The 13,829-nt window shown below is 63.1% G+C and carries 9 protein-coding genes; all 9 read left to right on the top strand.

What is annotated here, in order from left to right:
- Nucleotide 1: 1 nt before the first annotated feature.
- Complete coding sequence (locus METLI_RS07420; protein WP_004039215.1) at nucleotides 2–952, top strand: nucleoside recognition domain-containing protein; 951 nt, start codon at nucleotides 2–4, stop codon at nucleotides 950–952.
- A 155-nt stretch (nucleotides 953–1,107) separates the two neighbouring features.
- On the top strand, nucleotides 1,108–2,553 hold the full coding sequence (locus METLI_RS07415) for a PEGA domain-containing protein (RefSeq protein ID WP_004039214.1): 1,446 nt from the start codon (nucleotides 1,108–1,110) through the stop codon (nucleotides 2,551–2,553).
- 204 nt (nucleotides 2,554–2,757) lie between these two features.
- Nucleotides 2,758–6,441, top strand: coding sequence for a cobaltochelatase subunit CobN (gene cobN / locus METLI_RS07410; protein ID WP_048103703.1), 3,684 nt, complete (start codon nucleotides 2,758–2,760; stop codon nucleotides 6,439–6,441).
- Nucleotides 6,428–8,467: a magnesium chelatase subunit D family protein gene (locus METLI_RS07405; RefSeq protein WP_004039212.1), complete on the top strand. Its 2,040-nt coding sequence runs from the start codon at nucleotides 6,428–6,430 to the stop codon at nucleotides 8,465–8,467. The genes cobN and METLI_RS07405 overlap by 14 nt, the downstream gene beginning before the upstream one ends.
- Nucleotides 8,468–8,572: 105 nt before the next feature.
- Entirely contained in the window at nucleotides 8,573–9,109 is a 537-nt protein-coding gene (locus tag METLI_RS07400) for a hypothetical protein (protein ID WP_048103702.1), read from the top strand.
- Nucleotides 9,110–9,258: 149 nt separating this feature from the next.
- On the top strand, nucleotides 9,259–11,007 hold the full coding sequence (locus METLI_RS07395) for a DUF3344 domain-containing protein (RefSeq protein WP_004039210.1): 1,749 nt from the start codon (nucleotides 9,259–9,261) through the stop codon (nucleotides 11,005–11,007).
- Entirely contained in the window at nucleotides 10,994–11,950 is a 957-nt protein-coding gene (locus METLI_RS07390) for a DUF3344 domain-containing protein (RefSeq protein WP_004039209.1), read from the top strand. The genes METLI_RS07395 and METLI_RS07390 overlap by 14 nt, the downstream gene beginning before the upstream one ends.
- Nucleotides 11,947–12,612, top strand: coding sequence for an ABC transporter ATP-binding protein (locus METLI_RS07385; RefSeq protein ID WP_004039208.1), 666 nt, complete (start codon nucleotides 11,947–11,949; stop codon nucleotides 12,610–12,612). The genes METLI_RS07390 and METLI_RS07385 overlap by 4 nt, the downstream gene beginning before the upstream one ends.
- Nucleotides 12,609–13,823, top strand: coding sequence for an ABC transporter permease (locus METLI_RS07380; RefSeq protein ID WP_004039207.1), 1,215 nt, complete (start codon nucleotides 12,609–12,611; stop codon nucleotides 13,821–13,823). The genes METLI_RS07385 and METLI_RS07380 overlap by 4 nt, the downstream gene beginning before the upstream one ends.
- Nucleotides 13,824–13,829 lie beyond the last annotated feature (6 nt).

Genomic DNA, 13,829 nt, shown 5'->3' with positions numbered 1-13,829 from the left:
GATGACCGACGCCCTCTCGGCAACGGCGGCAGCAGGCTATCTTGTGAGAGCGGTCGGCCTGATCACCATCGGGGTCGTCCTTGCAAATGTCATCACCGAGACCGGGATCATCTCGCGGCTCCGGTTCCTCTCCTATCCGATCTCCCGGGTATCCGGGATCTCCTCCGGCTCGTCCCTCGCCCTCGTCGCCATGATCGCCGACGCCACCGCCGGAAAATCCATGCTCGCCGCCTTCTATCACGACGGCCGCGTCGGGCGGGACGAGGTGGTCCCGACGCTCCTGATGGGCACCTTTCCGGCCGTCCTTGGTGAATCGCTCTTCCGGGTCCAGCTCCCGACTGCAATCGTTCTTCTCGGTCCGGTGATCGGCGGGATCTATACGGGCCTGAACCTTCTTTCCACTCTCATCCAGACTGCCGGAGCGGTAATATGGCTCAAAGTGTTCAGGGGGAAAACTCCAGGCGCTCTTCGAGAAGAGGGAGAACCGTCCCGGATCAACTTCGACCGCCGGACCCTCAGGGCAGGGGGTTTAAAGGCCGTTTCCTCCCTCAAACGCATCGTCCCGATCACCGTCGTCGCCACGCTTCTGTTCTTCGCTCTCTATGCCCTGGGCGTGGTAGATCTGGTCGCCGCTCTGGTTGCGCCGGTCCTCGGGCTCATCGGTGTTCCCGGTGAGAGCATTGCGGCGATCGTTGCGCAGGCCCTCCATTTCTCGGCAGGCTATGCCGTGGTGGGATCGCTCATGGCGGCCGGTGTCCTTTCGACTGAGCAGGCGCTGATCACCCTGATCGCCGGCTCGATGGTGGTGATCACGATGATCTACCTCAAGTACTCTGTGCCCCTCTACCTCTCCCTCTTCGGCGAAGAGGGGCCCGGCATTGTTGCGAAGACCTATCTGGCGAGCATGGCGGCGAAGGTGATCACGATCCTGATCGTGATCGCCGTCTTCTGAGCGGTGCGATCATGATCCGACACCATTCCTCTGCACCGGTCTCCCTGCCCGTTCACACGGGAAAAATATATGGGATAATTTATATATTAGTAATAATACTGTTGGCACATCCTTCAAAGATGCAAAAAAAGACCATTCCATCACACGGAGATGATATGATGAACTATGTACATGGCCTCTGCGATCGCCTCTTTTTTCCGGTCATAGGTATTCTGCTGATCTTCCTCCTGGTCCCTGGCGTCGCTGCCGGATCCGGCGAGACGATTGGGGGCAACGTCTCCCCAGAACTACAGGCTTCCTCTGGCGGGGACAACTGGATAGCATCCCTGTGGTCGGGAATTTTCGGTATTTTCGGCGCTCAGGTCGAAGAGATGCCGGCAGAACCGGAAGAGGCGCTCCTGACGCCTGAAGACCCCCTGTCTCCCGAGGCCGATCCTGTCCAGACAGACGGTGAAGATGACTCATCCTCCAAAACCGCGGATCTGGCCGTTCTCTCAGAACCCTCTGGCGCCCTGATCTCCCTCGACGGTGAATACACCGGGAGGACGACACCCGCAACCTTTTCCGCTCTGTCTTCAGGTATCCACACCGTTTCTCTCTCTCCTGACGGATCGTCTGCCCGCTTTGATAAGCCCCTTTCCCTCTCAGGCGAACAGACCCTCACGGTCGATCTCTCGACCGGATCGCACACGCTCTCTGAGGGTCTTGTTGAGATCGAGACCTATGACGGCACCGGAAGTATCTTCGTCGACTCAAAGCCCGACGGTGCGACGATCGTGATCGACGGCAAGACGCTCCAGTGGAAGACGCCCCATGTCGTCTCCGGCATCAAACCCGGTGTCCATACGGTGAGCGTGAAGAACGGCTGGGTTGACTTTTCCGTTTCGACGAAAAAATGCCTTGTCGAATCTGGTCTTGTGACCGGCGTCGTGTTCAACCAGGAACAGTGCTATCCCCGTTCGGTGACTCTGAAGTCCGAAAGATTTGATAAGGCCGAGGTGTCGGTGAATGGGAAGCGCCTCGATCAGAAGATTCCGGCGACGGTCGAGATCTCGGGTGTCTCCTCGTTTGTCTCTGTCCGTGACGATGGCGGTTACTACTCCTTCCTGGTATCTGACTTTATCGACGGCGGGGCCGAATATGTGCTCGGCGATCCGGCCCCGGCTACCGCCTCGGTCAGGGTGACATCCAGCCCCGCAGGCGCCGGGATCTCTGTCGACGGTTTCGACACCGGGTATGCGACGCCCTACACGATTGAACACCTCTCGGACGGTCCGCATCTGATCTCCGTATCCTCTCCTGGTTACATCTCCACCGAGCAGCGGGTTCTCCTCACAGACGATCTCACCCCTCTCGAAGACGCCGCCCTCTCCTTTGTCCTGGAGAGTTACCCGTACGGATCCCTGACCATCACCAGCAAATCAGAAGGTGCGATGATCTATCTGCACGGGAAGGATACCGGCGAGGTGACCCCGCATACCTTCAGGTACATGCGGATCGGCACCTATGATCTGAAAGTAATCTTCGGGGGTACTTCGCAGACTCGCGATGACGTCACCGTCCTGCCTGACCGGGATACGGTGTGCCGGTTCGATCTATGAGGTGTCGGGTCATGGCCGCTCATATTTTTTCGAACCTGATCTGAGGGCGTTGTTGCCCCCCCTCTCGTCGTGTGATTTTCAAGCCCGGCCAGTAATACTTTTTTAAAATTGGTAACACATTTAACATATTGAACCATTTTTAGTATGATCCTGTGCCCATGCAGGCGGCGTCGCTGGTGCAGCGGATCTGCGTGAGATCAGATTATGACGAATAGTACGGTTGCGGTAATGGCATGGGGGAACGAACTCCCTCTCTTTCAGGAGGCAGCAGCTGAACTCGGACTGGAGCTGAGGGGATGGGCCGTTCATGATCTCAAGGGAGATGCGTCGTTGAGAGAGGAATGCCGGGGTGCACTTGGCCGTGCCGACCTCGTCCTCGTCCACCCTTCGAGCGAGCCCTGGTGGGACGAGGTGATGGAGGGGATCGCCGCCGGGACGCCTGTGGCGACCTTCGGCTACAACGACGCCTTCTGGGACGCCTCGACCGCACCGCTCGGCGTCGTCGCCACCCTGAACGCCTACTATCTCTTCGGCGGGCGGGAGAATATCAGGAACATGCTCGCATATGCCGTGCACGAGCTCCTCGGCATCGACTGTCCCTATTGCCTGCCACAACTGACTCTCTGGGAGGGGATCTACCACCCGGACGCCCCGGCCCCGTTCACGTCTGCAGGCGAGTACCGCGCCTGGCGGCCGCGCCGGCATCCCCGGTCGGTAGGCCTCCTCTTCTCAAGAACCGCATGGCTCACAGGGGATATGGCCGTGGTCGACGCCCTGATCCGGGAGTTCGAGCGGGACTGCGACGTCATACCGGTCTTATGCTTCGGCACCGGCGACCTGGAGACCGGCGCCCTCTCCTCGGCGGCGGTCATAGACCTGTATTTTGGCGACGGCATCGATGCCCTTGTCGAGTCCAGATCGTTCATCCATGCCTCTGATGCCGACGCCTACCGGGAGCAACTCTCCCGGCTCGACTGTCCGGTCGTCCACCCCCTGGTGCTGTACCACACCACCGAGGAAGAATGGCGTTCGTCCAGGGAGGGCATGGAAAGCGACGAGATCGGGTGGTGCGTCGCCCTCCCCGAGTTCCAGGGGATGATCGAGATGCTCCCGGTCGGGGTTGCCGTGGCCGGGGATACGGGCGTCCACCGCTCCATCCCTGAGCGGGTCAGGCGCGTGGCTGACCGCCTCAGGGCCTGGATGCGGCTCAGGAACACGCCGGCGTCTGAACGGAAGGTGGCGTTCATCCTCCACAACAAGCCCTGCGCATCGGTCGAAGGAGGGGTCGGGGCCGGCGCCCATCTCGATACCCTGGAGAGCGTGGCGCGCCTCCTCAGGGTGATGGCCGCCGCCGGGTATGCGGTCATTCCTCCTGCCGATGGAGAAGACCTGATCAGGACGATCCTCGACCGCAAGGCGATCGCCGAGTTCAGGTGGACGGCCGTCGGCGAGATCGTGGAGAAGGGGGGTGCGCTCGACCTGATCGAGGTGGAGCGGTACATGCGCTGGTTTTCCACCCTGCCGGACGACGTCAGGCAGGCGGTCAACGATGCGTGGGGCGAACCGCCCGGCGGGAAAGAGGGCGTGCCCCCCGCTATGGTCTACGAGGGGCGGATCGTGGTCACCGGCGTGCGTTTTGGAAACGCCGTCGTCTGCGTCCAGCCAAAGCGCGGCTGTGCCGGGAGCCGGTGCGACGGCACGGTCTGCCGCATCCTGCACGACCCCGAGATCCCGCCCACCCACCAGTATCTCGCCACCTACCGCTGGCTCGAAGACGAGTTCGGCGCCGACGCCATCGTCCACGTCGGCACCCATGGCAACCTCGAGTTCCTGCCTGGAAAGAGTGCCGCCCCCTCGGGCTCGTGCTATCCCGACATCGCCATCGGGCGGGTGCCGCACCTCTACATCTACAACGCCGATAACCCGCCCGAAGGTACGGCCGCGAAGAGGCGGGCCTGCGCCACCCTCGTCGATCATGCCCAGGCGGCGATGGTGGAGAGCGGGCTCTACGGGCCGTTGAAAGAACTGGAGATGCAGATCGCCGATTACCGCCGGGCTGAGGGGAGCGACGGCGCCCGCGCCCATGCCCTCACCCATACGATCAGGGACCTGATCGCCTCTTCAGGCCTGGCCGAAGAGATCGGGTGTTCTGGCGGGGAGATGGGAGACCGCCCCTTTGAGGATGTCGTCGCCGCAGCCGAAGACCTCCTGACGGTCACCTATGAGACCAGGATCCCGGACGGGATGCACATCTTCGGCGAGATGCCGGCAGGGAGGGAAAAGGCGTCGTACATCGCCGCGATCATGCGCCACAGCGGCGATCTCGTGAAGACGCTCTGCAGGATGGCCGGCGTCGATCCAGACACCGCCGATGCCGCTCTTCGCCGGGAGATGGAGGCATCTGCTGACGCCTTCGTCAATGCCCTCCTCGAGGGGTGCGCGCCCCTTGAGGCGGCGCATCGAGCGCTTGGCGAACGGTTGAACGATTCTGATATTTCTCTGGATGCGGTGGTGGAGACGGTCTGCGATCTCTCGGCGCGGATCGATGCGTCCGACGAGATCAGGAGCCTCCTCCACGGACTGGACGGCGGTTTCGTCAGCCCCGGACCCTCGGGTCTTGTCACGCGGGGAAAACCTGAGGTCCTGCCAACCGGCCGGAACTTCTACTCCCTCGACCCCTTCCGTGTTCCCACCCCGGCGGCATGGCGGGTGGGTTCGAGGCTTGCCGACCTTCTCCTCTCCCGCTACCTCGACGAGGAGGGGGCATACCCCGAGAACGTCGCCATGTACTGGATGGCCTCTGACATCATGTGGGCGGACGGTGAGCAGTGCGCCCAGGTGCTCGCCCTGATCGGGTGCGAACCGGTCTGGCTGGAGGGGAGGGTGCGGTCCTTCAGGATCGTCCCGGTCGAGGACCTGGGCCGGCCGCGCATCGACGTGACGATCAGGACGAGTGGGATCCTGCGGGACAACTTCTACTCCTGCATCGAATTGATCGACGACGCCGTCCGTGCGGTCGCCGCCCTCAACGAACCTGAGGAGGTGAACTACGTGCGCAAGCATACCCGTGCGTCAGGGAGCACCGACCGGATCTTCGGGAGCAGGCCCGGAACCTATGGCAACGGCGTCTCCCTTGCGGTCTACGCATCGGCGTGGAAGGACGAGGCCGAGATTGCAGACGTCTTCCTGCGGTGGAACGGCTATGCCTACGGCAGGGGGCGCTACGGCGCCTCTTCCGAGGATGGGCTCTCCAGCCAGCTCTCCTCTGTCGCCATGACCTTCAACAAGACCGCAACGGACGAATACGATCTCCTCGGCTGCTGCTGTTACTTCGGGACGCATGGGGGCCTGACCGCGGCGGCCCGAGCCATCGGCGGGAGGGACGTCCCGGCCTACTACGGCGATACCCGCGATGCCGATCGCGTGGCGATCCGGAGCCTGGCCGACGAGGTGAGGCGGGTCACCAGGACAAAACTCCTCAACCCGAAGTGGATCGAGGGAATGCAACGCCACGGCTACAAGGGTGCCGGCGATATCGCCCGCCGTGTCGGCACCGTCTATGGATGGGAGGCGACGACCGGCGAGGTCGATGACCGGATCTTCGACGAGATCACGCGCACGTTTGTCCTCGATCCCGGTATGAAACAGTTTTTTGAGGAAGAGAACCCCTGGGCATTCGAAGAGATCGGGCGGCGGCTTCTTGAGGCCTACGGGCGCGGCCTCTGGAAGCCTGACGACGACGTGATCGACGGGCTGAAAGAGGCATATCTGGAGGCGGAAGGCTGGATGGAGGACTCGATGGGAAGCGGCAGCGAGGTGCAGGGAGGGGCGATCCCTGCGATGTCCCTTGCCGATATTGACGAATGGAGAAAAAATGACCGAAAATAGCCATCTAAAACGGAAAATTCTCCCATTTTCTGCGATCATCGGGCAGGACGAGATGAAACTCGCTCTCCTCCTCAATGCCGTGAACCCTGCGATCGGCGGCGTGTTGATCAGAGGGGAGAAGGGAACTGCAAAGTCGACGGCGGCGCGGGCGCTTGCCGACCTGCTCCCGGAGATCGAGGTCGTTCCAGGCTGTCCCTTCGGCTGCAGCCCCGACGATCCCGAACAGCAGTGCGACCGCTGCCGGGAACAGTATGAACACGAGGGGATCGCCGGGCGCGAGCGACGGCGCGTCCGTGTCGTCACTCTGCCCCTCGGTTCGACGGAGGATCGCGTCGTCGGGACGGTGGATGTGGAGCGGGCGATCAGGGAAGGGATATGCGCCCTCGAACCAGGGGTTCTCGCCGCGGCAAACCGGGGGATCCTGTACATCGACGAGGTGAACCTCCTCGACGACCATGTGGTGGACATCCTCCTCGACGCCGCCGTGACCGGCATCAATATCGTCGAGCGGGAGGGCATATCCCTCGCCCACCCGGCGCGCTTCATCCTGATCGGGACGATGAACCCCGAAGAAGGAGAACTCCGCCCGCAACTTCTCGACCGGTTCGGCCTCCAGGTGACGGTCGGCGGCATCACCGATCTCGAGGAGAGGCTGCGGGTCGTCGAGGCGGTCGGTGCTTTCGAGGCCGATCCCGACGGATTCCTGAAGATGTGGGAGCCCGAGCAGGAGCGCCTCCGCCGGGCGATAGTCCGTGCGCGTGCCCTCCTCCCGGCCGTCACCATCGGCCGCGACCTGACCAGGCAGATCGTCGCGGCGTGCATCTCTCTCGGCGTCATGACCCATCGGGCCGAGCTGACGGTGATCAGAACGGCGCGAACGATCGCCGCCCTCGAAGGGCGGGAGGAGGTCTCGGCTGAGGACGTGAAGCGGGCGATGGCCCTCGCCCTCCCGCACCGGATGCGAAAACGCCCCTTCGAGGAGCCGAAACTCGAACCCGAAATGCTGGACTCTCTTATCGGTGGAGATAAAGCCCCTGAAGGGGAGGGCGAGGCCGGAGAACCGGACGAAGGTCCCTCTTCAGGCGGAGGTGACGGAGGCGGCGAGTCCGGCCGCACCGGGAAGGGGAGAGAGCAGGTCTTCTCGCCGGGAGATGCCATTGATCCCGGGGCGATCAGGCCGGCAGAGCCAGACTGTCTGATCCGGAAGGCCTCAGGCCGGCGCAAACCCGTGCTGACCCGGAAGGGCGGCCGGTCGGTATCGGCCCGTCCGGGAAAGTCGGACCTGGATCTTGTGGGGACGGTGCGGGCGGCGGCGCCGCACCAGCGCCGGCGAGATAAAGGGGCCCTGGCCCTTGCAGTAGAGAGCGGGGATCTGCGGCAGAAGGTCAGGCGCGGGAGCGCCCCGGTGGGTGCGCTCTTTGTCGTGGACGCAAGCGGATCGATGGGTGCCGAGCGGCGGATGGAGAGTGCGAAGGGTGCGGTCCTCTCTCTGATCTCTGAGTCGTACATCCGCCGGGATCGCGTCGGTCTGGTGGCCTTCAGGGGGAGCGGCGCTGATCTTCTTCTTCCTATGACCCATGCCGTCGATAGCGCCGTGCTGCGTCTTGACGGGATGCCGACCGGCGGAAAGACGCCGCTTGTGCCCGCCCTCCTGAAGGGCATGGAGGTGCTCCTTTCTGAACGGAAGAAATATCCCGATCTCGTCCCGCTGCTCGTGTTGATCAGCGACTGCCGCCCCAATGTGGGGCTTGGCGGATCGATCAGGGAGGAGGTGGTGCAGGCGTCCACGCTCCTGGGCGAGTGCGGGATCAGGGCGGTGGTGATCGACACGGAAGCATCTTCCTCGTCTCTTGTTCCGCTTTCATTGGGCTTCGGCCGCACGATCGCCGAGCATGCGGGTGGGAGTTATTATCGGCTTTCCGACCTGACAGCCGGGGGCATAGGTGCGATTGTCAGGCTGGAACAGGGATTATCCGTCGATCCGGAAACAGGGTATGCGGCTATGCCGAGCAATTTGCAGATCTGATGATACTTTATTTCTATTTAATGTGCTATTGTATTACGAATAGATAATTTTTTATTACCTGACGATGATGGATGATCAGGCATCGTATGGTGCCAGGGGGAAGTCATGACAGGTACAATCGAAATGCTCCATCCCGGGAGTAATGCGGGAATGAGGGCCCTGACCCTGAGGGAAACGGAATACGATCGCCTTACGGCTATCGTCATGGGAGGGGAGTCCTTCTCAGATGTGATCGGGCGTCTGCTCGATTTTTATGAGGCCTACGCTTCCGGCGTTCACTCCAGGGACCCGGCAGATCTGGAACGGGAACTCACTCTTCCTGAGTCGAAGGTCTACAGGAACGTGGCAACTACGTTCCTTAACCAGACGCTCGCGCTGGGAGAGACCGTCTCGTTCACCATCGGCTGCGATCCACTGACTCCGCCTCTTTCAAGAACCGGGAAAGGCCTTGTAACCTTCTACAAAGAAGGAAAACGGTTTTGTTTGTTCAGGATCGGAAAAGACCACATGTGGCTCTATTTCCCGACTGAACGGGAGGATACCGAACTGGAAGGATGGGAACTCGTGCAGAACGTACTGCTCGACAACTATCTTGAAGAAGGAGGGATGTGGCTCATTAAAAAGCAGTATGCGACCCTTTGAAAGCACGTCCATTCGAATCTGAATGAGAGCACCTATCGCCTCATCTTTATATCCTGTGCAAATAACACGTATGATAACCAAAAAATACCGTATTTTTTTATTTTACAAATATCGAAATGCATAACACCTTATGCTGCTTATTATGCCGCATGTGTTATGCAGGGTGCCGCCCCTTCATATTCTTCATGGTGTTCTGCGCCGTCATGGTCCCGACCGCCGCGGCCCACTATGATTTCGAGGGAATCCCTCTGGACAGTGTGGCAGAAGGAGAGATCTATGGCGACGTGTTCATGTACGGTTCGTATGGTCTCGCCAATCCTCCTGTCACGGTTACATTCCCCCTGAACTCCTCCCCGTCGTACGCGCGCGCCTTCTGCGGGGTCTGGGGAGGCAATGAGATGTACACCGGGTGGGCTGAGATCTCGGTGAACGGCCATACCCCGCAACGTATCCTCCTCGGAGGAAAAGGCGATTCGGGGGAGGAAGTCTATGCATCAGGGCACGGGGTCTACTGGGTCGCCGTCGAGGTCGCCGATCTCCTCGTTGCCGGCGAGAATACCATCACCATAACGACGTCCCGGGGGGAGGAAGGGAACAGGCTGGACGGTCGGGTCTATGCCGCCGGCGTGGTTGCGGCGGTGGAGGACCGGACGCGGCCCCTCACGCGCTACGTGATCGCCGAAGGAAATGAGAACCTCCACGGCGAAGGATGGGCCGGCACCCTCCAGACCAGAAAAGATTCGGCCTCTGTTGCGTTCGGCAGCGTCGGGGATCGCATAGACAGTGCGCTCCTCACGCTCCTTCTTCTGGCGACCCAGAGCGGCCAGCCCGATTATGTCGTCTTCAACGGCCACGACCTCGGCGTCGGCGACGATATCGGCGACGAACGCTCTTTCAACGCCGACGGCGGCGCAGGCACGCCGACCCGCTATACCGATGCCGAGACCTTCGATGTGACGTCGTATCTGGGCGGCGACAACCTGCTCACCTTCGAGCGTGGCCGGGACACCGACGGCGACGGCTCGATCTCGACGACCGGATCCGATCCAGAGGGCGAGGATTATATCCACCCGGTCTGTGCCGTCCTCGTGCTTCGCCCCCAAAGCAGCGTCGCCGCACCCGATATCTCCCTTCAGGATCTCACGGTGAGCGGTGCCTATGCCGGCGAGACCGCCCGTCTCTCGGTTCGGATCGATAACCGCGGCACCAGGCCGTCGGCGATGACCGTCACCTGGACCGTCGACGGCACGCCCGTGGCGACAGACCGCCTCGCCCCCGCAGGGAGCGGCATGCAGACCGCCACCGCCGAATGGCCCGCGGTCGAAGGTGCCCACGAGATCGGCGTCCGGGTGGACGCGCCCGGTGACCGGAATGCCGGAGACAATGCCCTGAGCCGGACGGTCACCGTGGGATCGCTCCCTGACATCGTCGTCTCTGTCGGGGCCCCGGTGCGGTCGGGTGATACGCCTGCCCCGACCGCATCGCCGCTCCCCCTGACCGCCGCCCTTGTGGCGATGGGCATCGGCGCCCTTGCCGCAGGTCGATCGAGACGTTCGGCTGCTGCCTTCATCATGGTCGCCCTGGTCCTTGCCGCCTGTGCCATCGCCCCGGCATGCGCTGCAGGCAGCCTTGCCGACTATACCCTCCCGGTGACCGTCAGCAACACCGGCGGCAGCGATGCCGCACCGTTCTCGGTTTCTGTCTTCATAGACGGGGAGAAGGCGACGGTGATCCCCTTTGACGGCGGACTGGGAGCAGGAGCGGTGAAGCGCCATGACGTCCCCATACAGGCAGCGGAGGGGACGCACACCCTCCGCGTCGTCGCATTGGTCCCCCAGGGCGAGAAGGACCAGAACCCGGCCGACAATATCCGGGAGGGAGAATATGCGTTCCTGTAGCCCGGCCCTCCTGGTGCTCCTTCTCCTGCTTGCGGCGCCGGCCGCCGCCACCTATGCGGGGGACCGACCTCTCACCCCTGTCTATGCGGGCACCCTGCATGGGGGCTATCTCTACTCCCAGGGGAACAGCACCTATTCAGGCACTCTTGAACCCGGAGAGACCTATGCCGTCAGGTTCGATGCCCTCCTCCCCGACGGCGCCGCGGTCGAGTTTGGCCGCCTCTATCTCTACTGGTCGTGGAGCAAACAGGGGCAAGAGGCCGTTTACCCCTCGATCGCCGTCTCGATCGATGGCGCACCCGTCGAATCTGCGGCCCGCTATGTCGATACCAAGGGCTTTGTCTCGAAAAACGACTTTTTCTCCGGTTTAGACGCCTTCGATGCCGGCGTGTCCGGCGCAGAGCCGTTCACGCTCACCGCGACGAACACCGCCGCCGGCAATGCCACCTTTGTGCTCCAGGGCGCCGCCCTCCTCCTCGTCTACACGGACGCAGGCGCGACCGAGACGATGTTCCAGGTGCTGGAGGGCGCCGATCTGCTCTATGCCGCCTATGGCATCACCCCGGAGATGGCGACCGGCAGAATGATCTTTGACAGACCCATCGACACGGCCCGCGTCGCCTCGGCCGAACTCTTCATCGCGGCCCCTTCGGGTGGGTATACCTCCACGGAAGTCCCGGAGAAAAACGCGCTTTCTTTCAATAGGGGTGGCGAGTCCGGCCTCCCGTCCTTTATCCAGGCGATCCTCGATATCATCTTTCCCACAGCCAACGGGAAGACCTGGACCGATGTGCTGGACGCCGACGAGGCGAGGCAGGTGGGGACCGACCGCCGGGATGTGACGGTATGGCTCCGCCCCGCGGGCAATCTCGCCGAACTCACCGACAACGGCGACTACCTGCTCCTCTCCAATGCGGTCCTGGAGGTGAGGTACTCATCATGATCCCGGCGATCGAGGTGCACGGTGTCTGGAGGCGCTATCCCCCGGCCGTGGAGGCGCTGCGCGGCGTGAACCTGACGGTCGACCGCGGGGAGTTCGTCGCTCTCGTCGGCAGGAGCGGGAGCGGGAAGAGCACGCTCCTCAACATCCTCGGGGGCCTGGACCGCCCGGACGAGGGCACGGTCGGGATCGCCGGGGTCGAGGTCGACTATGCCGACGGGAACGCCCTTGTTGCCCTCAGGAGGCAGACGCTCGGTTTCGTCTTCCAGGACTTCAACCTGCTCCCCTCGCTCACCGCAGAGGAGAACGTCGCTTTCCCCCTCCTCTTCAACTACCAGGGCGCGGGCGAGCGGGCCAGAAGGGCCAGTACCCTCCTCGAGGACGTCGGGCTCGCCGACCGGGCAGACCATTACCCGCGGGAGATGAGCGGCGGGGAACAGCAGCGGGTGGCGATCGCCCGGGCCCTCATCGCCGATCCCCCGGTGATCCTGGCAGACGAACCGACCGGGAACCTGGATACCAGGACGAGCACCGGGGTGATCGAACTCCTCCGCCAGATCAACCGGGAGCGCGGCACCACCTTCCTCATCGTCACCCATGACCCCGAGGTCGGGGCAGAGGCCGACCGGACGATCGAGATGCGCGACGGGGAGGTGGTGGCGTGAAACTCCTCGACTTCCTCTCCTATGCCGCCGGACAGGTGACCAGAAAGCGGATGCGGGCCGTCCTGACCATCATCGGGATCGCCGTCGGGATCGCCGCTGTCATCGGGACCGTCTCCCTCGGCGAGGGGATCAGGGCGCAGGCGATCGGGGCGATCGAGGCTCAGTCAGACCTCACCCTCGTCGAGGTCTCTGCAGGTGGAGGGGGCGGGGCGATGCACCTCGTCACCGGGGCCCGCGCCCAGGCGATCGCAGGGTTGCCGGGCGTCGACGCTGCCGCGCCCCTGGTGAGGGACAGTTTCGCCTCAGAGAGGCAGACCTACCTGGCGGTGACCGGCCTCGGTGCAGAGGGCTTCTCCGCCGTCCTTTCGCCCTCATATGCGCAGGGGCGGGGATTCTCTCCCGGGACGAATGAGGTCGTGCTGGGCGCCGATATCTGGGACACCCTCAGGCGTTACGAGGGGGTGCGCCTCGGCGAACCGGTGACGGTGCTGGTGCGGGCGTACGCCGACACCGGTTCTCCTGAGGACAGGAAGATCGTCCTGGTGCCGGTCGGGGTGCTGCGGGAGCGCGGCGACGCCTTTGACACGGCAGTCGTCGGCGATATCTCGTTCATCGGTGCGGTGCGGGAGCGTGAGGGGCACTATGACGGCCTCCTGGTCAGGGCGTCGATGCCTGCCGCCGTCTTCCCCCTCGTCGACCGGATCGAGAGCCTCGGCCTCTCGGCGACCGGTTCGTTCGAGGAGATCGAGTCGGTGAACCGCCTGATGGATATGGTCGTCGTCGTGCTCGCCTTTTTTGCGGCGGTCTCCCTGGTCGTCGGGGCCCTGATGATCATGACCACGATGGTCACCTCGGTCTACGAGCGGCGGCACGAGATCGGGATCGCCATGGCGGTCGGCGCCTCGCAGCGCGAGGTGCTCACCCTGATCCTCCTGGAGTGCGCGGTGATCGGGCTCATCGGCGGCATCCTGGGCGACGCCCTCGGGATCGCCTTTGCATGGTTGATCGACGCCGTCGGCAAACCCTTCATCGTCGCCGCCCTGGGCGAGGGTTTTGCCGGTATCTCGACGACCGGCATCACGCTGGTGACCCCTCTCCTCCTCGTCTTCGGGGTCGTGGCGGCGGTCGGACTCTCTGTGCTCTCCGGGCTCTACCCGGCGCGGATTGCCGCACGGCAGGACCCGGTGGAGGCGATCCGGTCGCGGAGGTGATGATTG

The sequence above is a fragment of the Methanofollis liminatans DSM 4140 genome (genome assembly GCF_000275865.1).
In the GTDB taxonomy this organism is placed as follows: Archaea; Halobacteriota; Methanomicrobia; order Methanomicrobiales; family Methanofollaceae; genus Methanofollis; species Methanofollis liminatans.
This window is presented reverse-complemented; position numbering and strand designations above follow the sequence as displayed.